The organism is Haematomicrobium sanguinis DSM 21259, from assembly GCF_000688395.1.
Taxonomy (GTDB): Bacteria; Actinomycetota; Actinomycetes; order Actinomycetales; family Micrococcaceae; genus Haematomicrobium; species Haematomicrobium sanguinis.
On record NZ_JIAG01000013.1, the window covers coordinates 36,197 to 52,006 of the forward strand.

Annotated in this window: 15 protein-coding genes; 10 read left to right on the forward strand and 5 right to left on the reverse strand. The window is 62.4% G+C overall.

The features are described 5' to 3' along the window. Window positions 1-7 precede the first annotated feature (7 nt). Window positions 8-922, forward strand: coding sequence for a succinate--CoA ligase subunit alpha (sucD, locus tag O148_RS0111600; protein WP_026531052.1), 915 nt, complete (start codon window positions 8-10; stop codon window positions 920-922). 145 nt (window positions 923-1,067) lie between these two features. Here the strand turns inward: sucD and O148_RS0111605 are convergent, their stop codons facing one another. Further along, window positions 1,068-1,643 (reverse strand): HdeD family acid-resistance protein, encoded by a 576-nt coding sequence (locus O148_RS0111605; protein WP_026531053.1) that lies wholly within the window; start codon window positions 1,641-1,643, stop codon window positions 1,068-1,070. 132 nt (window positions 1,644-1,775) lie between these two features. Here O148_RS0111605 and O148_RS0111610 point away from each other — a divergent pair, with 132 nt between their 5' ends. Next, window positions 1,776-3,002, forward strand: coding sequence for a glycosyltransferase 87 family protein (locus O148_RS0111610; protein ID WP_157374629.1), 1,227 nt, complete (start codon window positions 1,776-1,778; stop codon window positions 3,000-3,002). Between the two features lie 32 nt (window positions 3,003-3,034). Here the strand turns inward: O148_RS0111610 and O148_RS0111615 are convergent, their stop codons facing one another. Continuing rightward, window positions 3,035-4,138, reverse strand: coding sequence for a VIT1/CCC1 transporter family protein (locus tag O148_RS0111615; RefSeq protein WP_026531055.1), 1,104 nt, complete (start codon window positions 4,136-4,138; stop codon window positions 3,035-3,037). A gap of 290 nt (window positions 4,139-4,428) precedes the next feature. Between O148_RS0111615 and O148_RS16320 the strand changes: the two genes are divergently transcribed. From O148_RS16320 to O148_RS0111630, 3 genes are read left to right on the forward strand one after another with little or no spacing between them, the layout of a single operon-like run. Next, entirely contained in the window at window positions 4,429-5,250 is an 822-nt protein-coding gene (locus tag O148_RS16320) for a TerC family protein (RefSeq protein ID WP_084157279.1), read from the forward strand. Between the two features lies 1 nt (window position 5,251). Continuing rightward, the gene (locus O148_RS0111625) at window positions 5,252-5,638 is read left to right on the forward strand and encodes a YidH family protein (protein WP_026531056.1); all 387 of its coding nucleotides are present in this window, start codon (window positions 5,252-5,254) and stop codon (window positions 5,636-5,638) included. A gap of 6 nt (window positions 5,639-5,644) precedes the next feature. Next, window positions 5,645-5,992, forward strand: coding sequence for a DUF202 domain-containing protein (locus tag O148_RS0111630; RefSeq protein ID WP_026531057.1), 348 nt, complete (start codon window positions 5,645-5,647; stop codon window positions 5,990-5,992). On the opposite strand, the gene O148_RS0111635 is transcribed toward O148_RS0111630, so the two are convergent. Then, window positions 5,989-7,467, reverse strand: a complete 1,479-nt coding sequence (locus O148_RS0111635) for a sodium:solute symporter family protein (RefSeq protein ID WP_084157286.1) — start codon at window positions 7,465-7,467, stop codon at window positions 5,989-5,991. The genes O148_RS0111630 and O148_RS0111635 overlap by 4 nt on opposite strands. A gap of 223 nt (window positions 7,468-7,690) precedes the next feature. On the opposite strand from O148_RS0111635, the gene O148_RS0111640 reads away from it, so the two are divergent. Next, a complete protein-coding gene (locus O148_RS0111640; RefSeq protein WP_026531059.1) occupies window positions 7,691-8,263 on the forward strand; it encodes a helix-turn-helix domain-containing protein in 573 nt (190 codons plus the stop codon). A gap of 51 nt (window positions 8,264-8,314) precedes the next feature. Here O148_RS0111640 and O148_RS0111645 read toward each other — a convergent pair whose 3' ends face one another. Then, on the reverse strand, window positions 8,315-10,243 hold the full coding sequence (locus O148_RS0111645; protein WP_051620159.1) for an amino acid permease: 1,929 nt from the start codon (window positions 10,241-10,243) through the stop codon (window positions 8,315-8,317). A 305-nt stretch (window positions 10,244-10,548) separates the two neighbouring features. On the opposite strand from O148_RS0111645, the gene speB reads away from it, so the two are divergent. The 4 genes from speB to O148_RS16330 all read left to right on the forward strand — a co-directional run bounded on the left by speB (window position 10,549) and on the right by O148_RS16330 (window position 14,607). Then, window positions 10,549-11,535, forward strand: a complete 987-nt coding sequence (gene speB / locus O148_RS0111650; RefSeq protein ID WP_051620149.1) for an agmatinase — start codon at window positions 10,549-10,551, stop codon at window positions 11,533-11,535. Between the two features lie 69 nt (window positions 11,536-11,604). Then, entirely contained in the window at window positions 11,605-13,263 is a 1,659-nt protein-coding gene (locus O148_RS16325; protein ID WP_051620150.1) for a thiamine pyrophosphate-binding protein, read from the forward strand. 177 nt (window positions 13,264-13,440) lie between these two features. Further along, window positions 13,441-13,866, forward strand: coding sequence for a hypothetical protein (locus tag O148_RS0111660; protein ID WP_026531062.1), 426 nt, complete (start codon window positions 13,441-13,443; stop codon window positions 13,864-13,866). Window positions 13,867-13,950: 84 nt separating this feature from the next. Next, window positions 13,951-14,607, forward strand: a complete 657-nt coding sequence (locus O148_RS16330) for an FMN reductase (RefSeq protein ID WP_035745974.1) — start codon at window positions 13,951-13,953, stop codon at window positions 14,605-14,607. On the opposite strand, the gene O148_RS0111670 is transcribed toward O148_RS16330, so the two are convergent. Continuing rightward, window positions 14,604-15,782, reverse strand: a complete 1,179-nt coding sequence (locus tag O148_RS0111670; protein WP_026531063.1) for a glycosyltransferase family 4 protein — start codon at window positions 15,780-15,782, stop codon at window positions 14,604-14,606. The genes O148_RS16330 and O148_RS0111670 overlap by 4 nt on opposite strands. Between the last annotated feature and the right edge of the window lie 28 nt (window positions 15,783-15,810).

Genomic DNA, 15,810 nt, shown 5'->3' on the forward strand with positions numbered 1-15,810 from the left:
GAAGAACATGTCTATTTTCCTCAACAACGATTCCAAGATCATCGTCCAGGGCATCACCGGTAGCGAGGGCACCAAGCACACCGCGCTCATGCTCAAGGCCGGCTCCAACGTGGTGGGCGGTGTCAACGCCCGCAAAGCCGGCACCACCGTGATGCACAAGGACAAGGACGGCAACGACGTAGAACTCCCCGTCTTCGGCTCGGTTGCCGAAGCCATGGAGAAGACCGGCGCCAACGTGTCTGTCGCGTTTGTGCCCCCGGCCTTCACCAAGGACGCCGCCGTCGAGGCCATCGAAGCCGGAATCGGCCTGCTCGTGATCATCACCGAGGGCGTGCCCGTGCAGGACACCGCCGAATTCTGGGATCTCGCCAAGCAGCGCGTGGACGCCGACGGCAAGCAGATCACCCAGATCATCGGCCCGAACTGCCCCGGCATCATCTCCCCGGAAGAGTCCCTCGCGGGCATCATCCCGGCAACCATCACCGGCAAGGGCGGCGTGGGTCTTGTGTCCAAGTCCGGCACCTTGACCTACCAGATGATGTACGAGCTGCGTGACCTCGGCTTCTCCACCGCCATCGGCATTGGCGGCGACCCGATTGTCGGCACCACGCACATCGATGCGCTCGCCGCGTTCGAGGCCGACCCGGAGACCAAGGCCATCGTCATGATCGGTGAGATCGGAGGCGACGCCGAGGAGCGTGCCGCCGAATTCATCAAGGCCAACGTCACCAAGCCGGTCGTCGGCTACGTGGCCGGTTTTACCGCACCCGAAGGCAAGACCATGGGTCACGCCGGTGCGATCGTGTCCGGTTCCGCGGGCACCGCTCAGGCGAAGAAGGAAGCCCTCGAGGCGGCCGGCGTGAAGGTTGGCAAGACCCCGACCGAAACCGCCGAATTGTTGCGCGAGATCTACCCGGGCTAATTCTTACTGAAGAACGACGGCGGTGACTCACCTTAAGAAGGTGAGTCACCGCCGTCGTTCTTTGCGTTTCGCATCCCCTTACCGCGTTTCACGACCCGTATGAGGGGATGAAAATGCGGTGCGGGGATGTGAAACGAGGGGAGGGTTAGAGCCCCGCCTTCTTGGCATCCGCGCGCGCCTGGAACGCGAGGATCACCATGACCACGCCAAAGGCGATCATGAAGAACCCGATGGTGGTCATAATGCCGTAGAGGCCGGCGGCCGGGTTCATCGCCAGGATGACAATACCGAAGACCACCGAGATCAAACCGGACAGGATGAGCCACAGCGATTGCCCGCCGCTTTCCTTACGGAAGCTGAACGCGCCGAAGATCTGCGCGGCACCCAAGGCGATGGCCCAGAATGCGACGACGTACAGGCCGACGAGCGTTGCGAGTCCCGGGGTTGCCATCACGGCAATACCGGCAATCACCGAAATGATGCCCCACACCAGGTGCCAGCCCCAGCCGGAACCGGGAACACGGTTCGTGAATGCGCCGACAATTGAGATGACGCCGTCAACGAAAATGTAAGCGCCGAACACGATCGCAAGTGCGATCGCGGCGCCAAACGGATTAGCGAGTGCGAGAATACCGAAAATAATGGCAAAAATGCCGCGAAGCAGCAACAACCACCACACGGTCTTCCCCACGCTGGTGAGTGATTCTTTGAGAGTAGACATTCTTTTCCCCTTTGTCTCATATGGTTGTTTCGTTATATACCCGCTGGCGTAGGATTTCTAGGCGGCGCGACGACCGCCACGGCTTTGACGGCGGAATCGTTACGTTGGCGGCTGGTGAATTAGCATGTTGGAGTGAAGAATCTGTATCGATCGCCCGTCGTGACCTCGCCCATCACATTGATGGTGGTTTTCGCGGCGGTCCACATTTTCTTCTTCATTTACACGTTCCCGTACTACACCACCGGCGCGACCTTTTCCGATGTGGACTGCTACCGGTCCTGGGCCTTCGACGGCATGCTCAACGGCGAGTGCTACACCATTGACATCAAGTGGGTGTATCCGGTGGGGGCGATGCTCCCCTTCTGGGCCTCCGCGATTCTGGGTTACCAGAACTACATGCTGGCTTGGGTGATTATGGTGACCGTGCTCAACCTAGCGGCGGTGCTGGTGCTCTCGCGGGCCGGCCGCTCCCGGTACGGAACCTTGGCGAGCTACTGGTGGCTCGTGGCGATCACAGTGCTGGCACCGGTCACGGTGGCCCGCATCGATGGTATCTCGGCGCCGTTGGCGATCATCGGTATGAGTTTGCTTGCGGCGCTCCCGGTGTTTGCCGGAGGAATTTTGGCGCTCGCAACGTGGATCAAGATCTGGCCGGCCTCGATTATTGTCGCCGCGCTGATCGTCAGTAAGAATCGCCTGAAGATTTTCCTTGCCGGACTGGGAGTCAGCATAGCGGTGGCCCTAGTGACCTATTTCGCGGGGACAACGAAATACCTGTTTGGTTTCATCACCGAGCAGAACGGCCGCAATATGCAGACCGAAGCGGTGTTCAATATTCCGGTCTATTGGGCGATGATTTCTGGCGCTGAACAGAACCGCTTTTTCTACAACCGCGACATTAATACGGTGGAGATCGTGGGTCCCATGGCCGAGGGGATTGCACCGTGGATGCAGCCCTTGCTCATCCTGTCCCTTGTGGTGGTCGCCGGACTCATGTTGTTGGCGCTACGCCGCGGGGCGCACTCGGCGGACCTCATTACCGTCGGGGCCTTCGCGCTGGCCGCGGCCATGATCGTGTTCAATAAGGTCGGCTCGCCGCAGTTCAACCTGTGGCTGGTAGCGATTTGCGCGGTGGGGCTGGCTACCAGGCCCAAGATCTGGAAACTCCCCGCGCTCGGATTGTTGGTTGTGGGAGCAGCGACAACCCTGATCTACCCGGTTCTTTACGACCGGATCTTTGTGCTGGACCCTGGCGTGATTGCGTTGCTGAGCGCGCGCAACGTGTTGCAAATACTGCTCTTTGCCTGGGCGATCTTCGAACTGGTGAAGCTGTTACGCACCGAGCCGGAACGGCTCTGAGCGGCCCCGGCCAGGTGCGCAACATACCGGCGCTAGCCCGCCGAGACCCCGAATATCAGACCCAGCAGGTACGTTACGGCGGCCGCGCCCCAGCCAATGCCCAACTGGCGAAGCGCCCGCTTGAGCGGGGACGCGCCCGAAAGCACGCCCACCACGCTGCCGGTAAAGAGCAATGCGATACCAACCAATACGGCGGCGGTGATCACGGCTGGGATTCCAGTGATACCTAACAGGTAGGGGATCACCGGGACAATCGCGCCAGAGGAGAAAAAGAGGAAGCTGGAGGTGGCCGCGCCGAGCCCCGTTCCGACCGTCTGTAGCTCGTCTTGATCCGCGCGCTCCGTTTCCGGGCGTACCGAAAGGCTCGGATCGCAATCGCAATCCAGCTCGCCGAAACGCTCCTTCACCCGGTGCTTGGCAGCCTCCCGGCTCATACCGCGGGCCAAATAAACCAGTTCCAGTTCGTTGGCCTCCAAATTCAAGTCAGGTGCCGCGCTCAACGTAATTTGAGTGGGACGCGAGGCGCTCAAAAGCTCGCGCTGGGAACGCACCGACACGTACTCGCCGGCGCCCATCGAGAGCGCTCCGGCCAAAAGCCCCGCGAGGCCGCTGAGCAGAATAAAGGAGTTGGGCGCCCCCGACGCGCCGACGCCAAGCACCAGCGCCAGGTTGGAGACCAGTCCGTCATTGGCGCCAAAGACAGCGGCGCGGAAGTTACCGGAGATCTTTTCGCGGCCGTGATTGGCCAGCGCCCGGACAATTTCCTCGTGAATGGCTTCGTCCGCTGCCATCGTGGGTGTCGCATCGGGGTCGGTCGCGTACGGCGAGCGTCCCTCACTGCGTTGGGCCAAGGCCAGCACAAACACCGAACCGAAATACTTAGCCATAAACGCCATGATGCGGCTGGACATGCTTCGGCGCGGGTTTCCTAGCTCGTCGCCGAGTAGCTGAGTCCAGTGTTCTTCGTGGCGTTTCTCCGCTTCGGCAAGGCGGAGAAGAATTTCTCGGTCTTCGCCATCGCGCTTTTGCGCGAGAAGGCTGTAAAGCTCGCCCTCGGCCCTCTCATCGGCGACATATTTGCGCCAACGTCGAATCTGCGCCGAGGTAGGCCGGGCAGGTGATGCTGCGGGGTTCATGCGAAGGCCCTCTTTCCACGTCAGGTGAAAGTGACCGAAAAAATAGAGACATTCGGCCACATCGATCTGGCCGAAGGTCTCGCTCGCCTGGTCACGCCAAAAGGCACCAGGTGGACTGCCGGGTGAAGAACACCAGTATGTCGACAGGCCTCCACGCTTCCGATCCGCGTTCGAATCAAAATCGGTGGAGCTACTCCCCTTCGCTACAAATCATCTTACCGCCCCGTACACTAAAGACATACTTTTGCGCTCATTGCGACAAGCGGCCACGATCTATCAAGAATGGAATTATGGAATTCGCACTAGAGTTCACCCCCGACTTAATTGCCATCTTCCTCACGCTCTTCGTTTTGGAAGTGGTCTTGGGTGTCGACAACGTCATCTTCATTTCGATCCTTGCCTCTAAACTGCCTAAAGAACAGCAGAATAAGGCGCGTGTTCTCGGCCTGACCCTCGCCATGTTTATGCGAGTGGTGCTCGTTCTCTTTGCCGGCTGGATCATCTCGCTCAAGGAAGAACTCTTCGAAGTCTTCGGCATGGGATTCTCCGGACGAGATTTAGTCTTGATCGTCGGCGGCGGCTTCCTCATTTACAAAGCCGTCAGCGAAATCCACAATCGCCTTGAGGGCACCGACGATCATGGCGGCAAGTCCGGTGTCGGCACGGCAACATTCGGGGCGGTCCTCGCCCAAATTCTCGCCCTGGACCTGGTCTTCTCTCTGGACTCGGTTATCACCGCAGTCGGCATGACCAACAACATGCTGATCATCATTACGGTGGTCGTCCTGTCCTTCGGTATCCTGCTCTTCGCGTCCAAGTGGATCTTCAACTTCGTGAACAAGCACCCCACCGTAAAGATGCTGGCGCTCTCCTTCTTGCTCTTGATCGGCGTGTTCTTGGTCGCCGACGGCTTTGGCCTCAAGATCGATAAGGCCCTGATCTACGGCCCAATGGCCTTTGCCGTCCTCGTCGAATCGCTCAACCTGCTCTACGCTTCCCGCAAGGCGAAGCGCGGCGGGGCTAAGGCGGAGCCGGTGGCCATGCACTCGGGCTACACCCCCGAAGAGGAAAAGCAGGGGCTTCAGGGCCTCGAAAGCTCGGCCAAGAAGTAGCGTGGCTAGCCCAGAGGACACACCGCGGCGCGGCCGCCTCGCCGGACGAGTGCTGGCCGGCGGACGTGAACCGGATCCCCGGTTCACCCTCGCTAACGAGCGCACCTTCCTGGCCTGGATCCGCACCTCGCTGGCGCTGCTAGCCGGCGGCATCGCCGTCGAGGCATTCACCGTCGATATTTTCGTGCCAGAAATCCGCAAGGTGATCGCCATCATCTTGCTGGGTATCGCGGTGATCATCGCGGCGCTCGCCAGTTTCCGCTGGCTACAGGTCGAACGCGCCATGCGCACCAACAAACCGCTCCCCATCCCGGTGCTGGCCCCGGTCGTAGCGCTCGGCGCGTGCCTGGCGGCGGCCGTCGTGATCGTATTCGTGATCCTGCGATGAGCAGCCATGAGCCATCTCACTGACCCACAACGGCATCGCGATCCAGGTCTCCAACCCGAACGCACCATCCTGGCTTGGGGCCGCACCCTCATGGCCATGGTGGTGGTCGCAGCCATCTTCTTGCGCTGGGTTCCGGCCCACGGCGCCGCCGCACTCGCGCTCATCCCGCTCGTGCTCATCCCGGTGGGCCTCGTCTACCTAACCCAGCGCCGCCGCTACCTGCGCATGGACGCAGGAATTCGCTCCGAACGCATCGAGGCGGACGTCTGGGCCGTCTTCGCGACCTCCGCCGCAATCATCCTCACCGGGGTGCTGGGCATCCTGGTGGTGCTCTTGTGGAACCCGACCAGCTAACCCGTTTTCTTGCGGGCTAGCGAAAGCCGCTCATCCCACGCGCGCCGCACACCTTCCGGGGTCGGCGGGGTCATAAGAGATACGACGACGTAGCTCACCAAGGCGGCCAGCAAACCATAAATGATGGGTTCATTGGCATATACACCGGTCTGCCAATCGCCAGCGGCAACGCCGATACCGACCATGAGCCCGACGGTCACCAAGAACCCGACCGCCATTGAGGCGAGCGCGCCGGCCGCGTTGCCGCGCTTAAAGAACAGTCCGCCCACAATGGCAACCAGCAACCCGCCCACCAGAATGTTGTAGGCGATCGTCAACGCCGCGACCACGTCGGAGAGCGCAATTGCCAAAATAATTGTGATGATGCCGTAGATCAGCACCCACATGCGGTCCTTGCCCAGCTCCTCTGCTTCACTCGTGCCGCGGTGTTCGGGGTGGTGGGCCGCCGCGCTCGAGGAGGCATCGCCGTCGTTCTTGGCGCGCCAGGAGGCGAGCATGGGCAGAATGTCCACCCGGGTGACGGTGGCGGCCGCAATGAGCGCGCCGGATGCGGTGGACATCATGGCGGCCACCGCGGCCGCCAGCACCAAGGCGCCGATCCCGGCGGGGAGCAGGTCGGTGGCGATGCGGGCGTAGACATCGTCCTTCGCGGCGATCTCGTCACCGGAAAGCGCGGCGCGGGCGGCCATGCCGATCACGGCCCCGGCGATACCGTAGAGAACCACGTAAATGCCGGAGGCGAAGCCGCCCCACTTGGCGACGCCTTCGCTGCGTGCCGTGAACACCCGTTGCCAAATGTCCTGGCCGATCAAAAGTCCCAGCGTGAAGGTGATGAAGTAGGTGCCGATCATTGTCCAGCCGATTGAGTCCCAGGTGGTGAACTGGGCGCCGAGGCGTTCGCTGATACCGCTCCAGCCGCCGGCCGCGCTCAGGGTAAAAGGGAGCATGAGCGCGAAAATGCCGATGGTTTGGAACAGGAACTGCGCCATGTCGGCAAGCGTGATGGACCACATGCCGCCGATGGTGGAGTAGATGACAACGATGACGCCGCCCAAAGCAATCGCGAGCCACCGCTCCATGCCAAAGACAACGATAAACACCGTGGCATAGGCCTGGGTCGAGGTCGCGACCAGCATGAGCGTATAGAGCAACATGATGATGGAGGAGGCGCGGGTGGCCTTTGCGCCGTAACGCAGCGACAGCATTTGCGAGACGGTGTAAATCTTGAGCCGGGAGATGGTCCGGGCAAAGAGCAGACTGAGAAGAATGACGCCGACGCCGATGGAGATAACGAGCCACATACCGGAGAGGCCGAACTTGTAGCCGAGCCCGACCCCTCCCACAGTGGATGCGCCGCCGAGCACCAAAGCCGATAGCGTGCCGACGTAAAGGAGCGGGCCGAGGCGCCGGCCGGCAACGAAAAAGTCTGCGGTGTCCTTGGTGCGGCGGCGTCCCCACCAACCGAAGACGAGCATGCCGGCGAGATAGAGCGTGATAATCGCGACGGTGAGAAAATCCACGGGGGGCTCCTGCGGGGGAAGTAGCCTAGTGCGTTGCGCCTCGGCGCCGGGTGAGCAAGACCACTGCGGTTGCTCTTGGTGCAACTTTTGTTGTCAGATAGGCTACGGGTGGGCTGTGTGACACGTCAACTGTAAGTCATAGAGGCGGTGCACAGCTCTCGCGGAAAGGAGCGCGCCCATGAAAGCCCTACCGGTGGAACCCAGCGGCACCGCCCATTTGATCGGCGCCCGTATTCGCGCGGCACGGCTCGCTCAGCGAATGACCATCGGGCAGGTCGCCGAAAGCGCGGGGCTGACCAAAGGATTTCTGAGCCGGGTGGAACGCGATTTGACCTCGCCCTCGGTCGCGAGCCTGCTCACCCTGTGCCAGGTTCTTTCCGTGGACGTGGGCGAATTGTTTGCTTCGCCGGAACTGCACCTGACCCCGGCGGCGGATGCGCCGCGCATTAACCTGGGCGGCAACGGCATCACCGAACGGTTGTTAACCTCGCGAGCCGAGCGCCGCGTCCAGGTCATTCGCGCCGAGGTGGAGCCGGGCGGCAAAGGCGAGTCCGAACTGTATTCGGTGGACTGCGATCTGGAAGTCCTGCACGTGATTTCGGGGCGGTTCACATTGCGTTTTGCCGAGGATAGTTTTGATCTTCGGGCTGGGGACACCCTGACCTACCCCGGCCGCGAACCGCACTCTTGGGAGAATCCGCACCCCGAGCCCGCCCAGGTGATGTGGACCTTGGTGCCAGCAGCGAATTAGTCGGGGACACGCCGTCGTACATCCAACACGGCGCTTGGTGCGCCCGCGCGCTTAGCTCACGTGCACCCAGGGCCGGCGCTCAACGTTGGGCTCCGCTTCACGCAACACTTCGCGCGTGACCGGCGCGATCTCGCCTTCGCCAAAGAACAAGAACTTGAACATGTTTCGTAGCGGGCTGCCCTCGGTCCACCGGAAATAGACGTGCGGCATGACGCCGGTGATGTCGCGGATGTGCAGCAGGACGGCGGCGATCGTGTTCGGGACGTTGTTGCCCTGGACTTGCAGGATGCGGAATCCGTTACGTTCGATCCCCTTGACCTCCAGGGATTTCTCGAACTCGGAGGCGTCATCGAGATCCACCTCGATGAAGAGGAAGGGCTCGCCCTGCGGGATGTTACTCGCGTTGCAGGCGTGCCAGAGTTTGCGGCGGTAGGCGGCCGGGGAGATCTTGCGCGGCTCGTGGGCGATGATGCGCAGCGTGCCTTCATCGGCGCCGGATACGAATTCGAGGGCGCGCTGATCCATGTGCACATCCGAGGCGCGCAACTCCAGTGAGCGGCGGATGCGTGAAAGGAAGGAGACGATGACAATGATCGCAGTGAAAATGAGGGCGATTTTCAGGCCGTCCGGGCGCTCGACGATGTTCGCGATGGTGGTGTAAAGGAACACCAGGGTGATGGCGCCAAAGCCGATGATCGCGGGCTTCTGGCGGCGCCGCCAGGCGGAGATCAACACCGCGATGGATGCGGAGGAAATGAGCACGAGCACGCCGGTGGCGTATGCGGCGCCCTGGGCGTTGACGTCCGCCTGGAAGATGAGTGTGATGACGACGCCAATGAGGGTTAAGACGATGACCAGCGGGCGGGCCGCGTTGGCCCAATTGGGTGCCATGCCGTACTTGGGCAGGTAGCGCGGAACGAGGTTGAGCATGGCCGCCATGGCGCTCGCGCCGGCAAACCACAAGATGGCGATGGTGCTGATGTCATAGGCGGTACCGAAGATGTCGCCGAGGTATTTGTGCGCGAGGTAGGCCAGTGCGCGCCCGTTAGCGGAGCCGCCCTCCTGAAATTCTGCCGGGGGAATGAGGATGGTGGTGACGATGGAGGAGGTGAGCAGGAAACCGCTCATGATGAGCGCCGCGGTGGTCAAAAGTTTCTTGGTGCCCGCGATGCGGCCCGTCGGGTTGGTGACGGTGTCGGTGACCTTGCCGCGCACTTGCGGCATCACCGCGACGCCGGTCTCGAACCCGGACATGCCCAGGGCCAACTTGGGGAAAAGGATCAGCGCAATGGCCACGCCGAGCACCCAATTGCCGCCGGTGGCTTGACCCATCCGGGCGAACCAGTCGTCGGTGAGGCCGGGGGCTTGAAGGACCTCGCCCATAGCCACCAGAATCACGACCAGGTTGAGTGCGAGGAAAACGCCGACCAAGATGACCGCAACGCCGATCGCTTCACGGAATCCGCGCAGAAATACCGCGGCGAGCAGAGCCAGGAAAAAGAGGGTGAGCGGGACCTGGGCGCTCTCTAGCCACTCGGGGGCAAAGGGGTTTTCGATCACGTGTGCCGAGGCGTCAGCGGTGGAAAGGGTGATGGTGATCATAAAGTCGGTAGCGGCGAAGCCCAACAGTCCGAGCACCAACAGCTTGGACTTCCACTTGGGGAGAAGCTTTTCCAAGAGCGCTAGCGAACCCTGGCCGTGCGGGGATTCCTTGGCGATTCTCCGGTACACCGGAAGTGCACCGAAAAGCGTTACGGCAATCAAGACCAGGGTCGCTATGGGTGATAGCGCTCCGGCAGCCAATGCTGCAATGGCAGGCTGATAACCCAACGTGGAGAAGTAATCAACGCCGGTGAGGCACATGACCTTCCACCAGGGCTGCTTCTTCTCTTCGGGGACCTGCGATTCTCGTTCGGAGGCGAGTAGCCACGCGCGCATCTTCTGGTGGTCGCCGCTCAAGCGGGCCCGTTCCAAGTCCATGGGAGCCTGGGGCTCGCCAGAGTCAGCTGCGTTGCCAGCGGGGGATTCCTCCGAGGTGGCGCCGCGGCCCATTTGCTTAGGTGCCGGGGGCATGGACGCATCGGTGCTCGTCTTCACCCTAGGAGCTTAGACCCGCTGTTTGGCGGTAGCGCCCCGTTTTAACGACATCTTTACGCGGGTGTTGCCAAGGCCACGGTAATGCCAAGGTCATGCCACGGTGCGGGGTTGCCTTGACCCGAAGCGCGCCACACAAATAGCCTATGGTGAAACGGGCGGTGCTTATTTGAAAACTCTTGGAGGGTTACATGGACGTGAATCAACACATTAGCGACGGCGGCAACGTGGGCCCGATCGATTCGTCCCGCATTCCGCGCTACGTGGGTTCGGCGAGTTTCGCCCGGTTGCCGCGAGTTGACCAGGTGGACCGTGCAGATATTAAGGTCGTGGGCATTCCCTTTGATTCGGGTGTTTCCTACCGGCCCGGTGCGCGATTTGGGTCCACGCACGTGCGCGAATCCTCCCGTCTTTTGCGTCCGTATAACCCGGCTCAAGATGTGTCTCCATTCGCGCTCGCCCAAGTGGCAGACGCCGGGGACATCGCGGTCAATCCCTTCAATATCAATGAAGCCATCGACACGATGGAATCTGCTGCCGGGGAGCTTTCCGCGGACGGGGCACGGCTCCTCACCCTGGGCGGCGATCACACGATTGCGCTGCCGTTGTTGCGTAATGTGGCAAGCCAACATGGGCCGGTGGCGTTGCTGCACTTTGACGCCCATCTGGACACGTGGGACACCTATTTCGGCGCCGAGTACACGCACGGCACCCCGTTCCGCCGCGCGGTGGAAGAAGGCATCGTGGACACCGAGGCGCTCACCCATGTCGGCACTCGCGGGCCGCTATATGGCAAAAAGGACCTGGAAGATGATCGCCGCTTTGGGTTTGGCATCGTCACCTCCTCGGATGTGTACTACCAGGGGGTGCGCGAGGTAGTGGATAAGTTGCGCCAGCGCATTGGCAACCGTCCGCTGTACGTTTCGGTGGACATCGACGTGTTGGATCCGGCGCACGCGCCCGGCACCGGTACTCCGGAAGCCGGCGGCATGACGAGCCGGGAACTGTTGGAAATCATCCGCGGCTTGCGCGGGCTGAATGTGGTGGGCGCGGATGTGGTGGAAGTGGCTCCCGCCTATGATCACGCGGAAATGACCGGTGTCGCGGCCTCCCATGTGGCCTATGACTTGATAACCCTGATGTCGGAGCTGCCGGCGAACGCGCCGCGCAACAACTGAGGCCCCGCTGACAGCCCAACCATCCGTCTGCAAGACTAAGAGCACCCCCGCAAGGAATTGAGTACATCCATGGACAACGCTGCCCAACTCGCCGAGACCACTAACGCCACCCGCAACGGCGGCGATCTGGTGGTAGAGACCCTCAGTGCGCTCGGCGCCACCACCGTTTTCGGTATCCCCGGTCAGCACGCGCTGGGCCTTTTCGACGCACTGTCCCGTTCCGATCTCGAGTTCGTCTCATCCCGGGTGGAGAATAACGCTGCCTTCGCCGCCGACGGTTTCGCCCGCGCCACCGGCCAGGTGCCGGCGCTCTTTCTCTCCACCGGACCGGGCGCCCTCACCGCGCTCGCCGGGTTGCAGGAGGCCTACGCAACCGGTGTCCCGATGATCGTGGTGGCCAGCCAAATTCCGATCGAAGGTTTGGGTGCCCGGCGAAAGGGCATGTTGCACCAGCTGGATGATCAGAAAGCCTCCGCGGCCAACGTCACCAAGAGCCAACGCCTCATCCAGCATGCCTCCGGCATCCCTTCTGCCATTCAAGATGCCTGGACTGAAGCGATCTCGTCGCCGGCCGGTCCGGTCTGGATTGAGATCCCGCAAAACGTGTTGTTGGAACCGATCGTGGTGCCGCCGGTTGTGGACGCGCTCGCCGAGCCCTTCGACAACCCGCCGCGCGCCGAACTCGTCACCGAAGCCATCGCCTGGTTGGAGAAAGCGGAAAAACCCGCCATCATCGCCGGCGGCGGTGTGCGCAGAGCGGGAGCCAAAGACGCGCTCTTGAGCGTTGCCGAGAAACTGAACGCCCCGGTCGTGATGACGCCCGGCGGCAACGGCGCGTTCCCGTGGAATCATGAGCTGTCGCTGCAGTCCTGGGTCGAAGACCGCTACACCACTGACCTTCTAGAGGAAGCCGATGTGCTCCTGGTGATCGGGTCATCGCTCGGAGAGGTCACCTCCAATTACTTCACCTTTGAACCCCGCGGCCGCATTATCCAGATCGACGCCGAGCCGCGAGTCTTGGAGTCCAACCGGCCCGCCCTCGGCATCCGCGCCGACGCCCGGCAAGCCCTCGACGCCATTGCCGAACGCCTGACGCCCAGCGCGGTGAGCGGCCGCGAGGGCGCGGCCAAGCGCGTCGCAGCGACCCTAGCCAAGGTTCAGGGCAGGCTTGACCAGCAGGACCTCAACCTCGAGCGCACCTTTATGGCAGACGTCCGCGCGGCGGTTCCGGACACCATGCAAACGTTCTGGGACATGACCATTGCCGCGTACTGGGGGTGGAGTGCGTGGGATGCCCGCGAGGGCGAATTCCACTCTGCGCAGGGCGCCGGCGGCCTCGGTTACGCCTACCCGGCGGCCCTCGGCGGCGCGGTGGGTCTCGGCCAGAGGGTCCTTGCCGTCTCCGGCGACGGCTCCTCGATGTACTCCATCGCGGAACTGGCCACCGCCCGCCAACACAACCTCCCGGTCACCTGGCTCATTGTCGATGACGGCGGATATGGCATCCTCCGCGAATATATGGAGGGCGCGTTCGGGAAGGCGACCGCCACCGAGCTTGCGGGCCCGGACTTCGTGAAGCTCGCCGAAAGCTTTGGCATCCCGGCTGAGCGGGTCGAACCCGAAAATGTCGGGGACGCGCTCGAGGCGGCGTTCAAGGCCAAGGGGCCGAACGTCGTCGTGGTTAAGACGCTCCTGAAGATGTTTGCGCCCACGCACGTGGGCAATTAGCGGGCGCGGGGGCGAGCGCCCCTCGCTGCAATCCAATGTTGCACCGCAAGGAACGCGAAGGATGAGCCCCGCACCCTCCGCGGGGCCGCAAGATCAGCCTGAACGCTGAGGGGGAATTCCATCCAGGGGTGGAGGAAATCTCTCGATCGCACCCGCGCGAATTTCTAGCCTTAATACATGGCTACTCTTCACATTCCGCACCGCTCCGCGCTACCGACCATCGGCACCAAACGGCCCTCGGCCCGCCCGCCGCAACAGTTTTCCGCAACCCGCGCCTATACGCCGGATGAGGACTTTCTCCTGGAACCGGAAACGGTTCGCACCGAGGCGGAGGCCAAGCGCGTCCATGCCTGGCTTGGCGCCGGCGTGTTCGCCGTCGCGGCGCTGACCCTGTTCCTCGCATTCATCCCCAAGTTCATGATGGCCGTGCTGCTGATCGGCGGAATCACGTTCCTCACCTCGCTGATCGGCGTGGCGTATGCGCGCGCCGGGCGGTTCGGGTTCGGGGTGGCGAGCGTCGTTTCCTTGCTGGCGATCGCCCTCGCGTCATCCATGAACGTGGTGCTCGGCTGGTTTAACAACGTGCTGGGCTTGTTTTCCTAGCGAGCCATCCACGGGAATATCCTAGAGACATCGCAAGTTCAACTGTATGCAAACGCATGTACTTGGTTGAAAGGTGTTTCGAAGATGCAAACCGTGAACGTTGCCGTGATCTCCGGCGGTTTGGGCGTCCCGTCCTCCTCCAGGATGCTTGCCGACCAATTGGCCGAGGCGACAGCCCGCGCGCTTGCCGACCATGACATCCAGGTCAACCTCAACGTGGTTGAACTTCGCGAACACGCCATGGCCATCACCAACACCATGACCTCCCGCTACGCGAGCCCGGAATTCCAAGAGGTCATCGACTCGGTGACCGGCGCCGACGCCATCATCGCGGTTTCCCCGGTCTTCACCGCATCGATCAGCGGCCTTTTCAAGTCCTTTTTCGACATCCTGGAACCCGATTCCCTCATCGGCAAGCCGGTACTGTTGGGAGCCACCGGCGGTTCGGCCCGCCACTCGCTCGTCATCGATTACGTGATGCGGCCCATGTTCGCCTACCTGCGGACCCTCACCGCACCGACCGGCGTCTACGCCGCACCGAACGATTGGGGCCGCGGCGACGAGAACATCATTCCGCTAGATGATCGCGTCAAGCGCGCCGCCACGGAGTTCGCGAATCAGATCATGTTCGCCCGCGGTTTTGGCCCCGGCGCGCAGCCCAGCGCCAAGCAAGAGAAAGCCGAGGACCCGCAGTCCTTCGAGTCGCTCATGAGCAACCTCGCGGGCATCAACGTGCGCTAGTACTCAAAGTCCACCTCGGGAGCGGTGACAAACGCGCGTCCGGCGGCAATGGTGCGGCGCTTCACCAGCATCGCCCGCTGATAAAAGCTGACCAACGACTCGCACAATACCGGCCAGGTACGTCCCTGCACCTCGGCATGCGCGGTGGCGGCAAAGGCGCGCCGCTTGGCATCATCGCCCACCAAGTCCCGCACCGACGCGACCATCCCGTCCAGGTCGCCCGGCTCATACAGCCACCCCGTATATGAGGGCCGCACCAGGTCAAGCGGCCCGCCGCGCCCCACCGCGACCACCGGTACCCCAGAGGCCATCGCCTCCTGAACAGTCTGGCAGAACGTCTCGGACTCACCGGGATGCACAAACACATCGAATGAGGCCATCAACCGCGCCAAGTCCGCGCCCGCTTGGAACCCGGCAAAATGCGCTCGCGGCATCAGCGCCTGCAAACCCGCCTTGGACGGCCCCGACCCCACAACCACCAGTTGCACGCCCGGCATTTCGGACACCCGCGCAAGATCCTCCACTTGCTTCTCCGCCGCGAGCCGCCCGACGTAACCGACAATTTTCCGTGAGCCGGCTACGGAAGCCCGCCACTCGCCGTCGTAATTCCTGGGCGAAAAACGCGTGGTATCCACGCCCCGCCGCCACATGTGCACCCGCTGCACCCCGTGCGCGTGCAGCTGATTGATCGCGAACGTGGACGGCGCGAGGGTCAGCGTCGCGGCATCGTGAATGTTCACGACGCGCTGCCACAGGAAATTCTCCAGCCACGGGAACCCGTAGCGCGCCGCATAATTGGGGACCTCGGTTTGGTAGATCGCCACGCTCGGCAGCCCGAGCTGATTCGCGGCCTGCACCGCCCGCCAGCCGAGCACAAACGGGGAGGCGATGTGCACCACATCCGGGGCGAAGTCCTCCAAAATGCGCCGCACGCGCAGCACGGTCCCGGCCGCGACGCGCACATTCGCGTATCCGGAGAGCGGGAAGGACGGTAACCGGACCACGGGGTAGCCGCTGACCTCGGCGGGCGCTTCATCGTCCAGCCAGGAGGAGGACGGCGCGATAATCAGCGCCTCGTCGCCGCGTGAGCGCAGGTGTTCCACCACGCGCAGCAGCGAATGCGTGACCCCATTCATGTGGGGCAGAAACGATTCGGCAACCACAGCAATTCTCACCTTTTGAGCGTGGCATCTGATGTTCGAC

Coding starts and splice junctions, on each gene's coding strand:
- O148_RS0111615 (WP_026531055.1), bottom strand. CDS start 4,138: ATGAACCCCGCAGCATCACCTGCCCGGCCTACCTCGGCGCAGATTCGA.
- O148_RS0111635 (WP_084157286.1), bottom strand. CDS start 7,467: ATGCTCGTCTTCGGTTGGTGGGGACGCCGCCGCACCAAGGACACCGCA.
- O148_RS16330 (WP_035745974.1), top strand. CDS start 13,951: ATGCAAACCGTGAACGTTGCCGTGATCTCCGGCGGTTTGGGCGTCCCG.
- speB (WP_051620149.1), top strand. CDS start 10,549: ATGGACGTGAATCAACACATTAGCGACGGCGGCAACGTGGGCCCGATC.
- sucD (WP_026531052.1), top strand. CDS start 8: ATGTCTATTTTCCTCAACAACGATTCCAAGATCATCGTCCAGGGCATC.
- O148_RS0111605 (WP_026531053.1), bottom strand. CDS start 1,643: ATGTCTACTCTCAAAGAATCACTCACCAGCGTGGGGAAGACCGTGTGG.
- O148_RS0111660 (WP_026531062.1), top strand. CDS start 13,441: ATGGCTACTCTTCACATTCCGCACCGCTCCGCGCTACCGACCATCGGC.
- O148_RS16320 (WP_084157279.1), top strand. CDS start 4,429: ATGGAATTCGCACTAGAGTTCACCCCCGACTTAATTGCCATCTTCCTC.
- O148_RS0111630 (WP_026531057.1), top strand. CDS start 5,645: ATGAGCCATCTCACTGACCCACAACGGCATCGCGATCCAGGTCTCCAA.
- O148_RS16325 (WP_051620150.1), top strand. CDS start 11,605: ATGGACAACGCTGCCCAACTCGCCGAGACCACTAACGCCACCCGCAAC.
- O148_RS0111645 (WP_051620159.1), bottom strand. CDS start 10,243: ATGGACTTGGAACGGGCCCGCTTGAGCGGCGACCACCAGAAGATGCGC.
- O148_RS0111640 (WP_026531059.1), top strand. CDS start 7,691: ATGAAAGCCCTACCGGTGGAACCCAGCGGCACCGCCCATTTGATCGGC.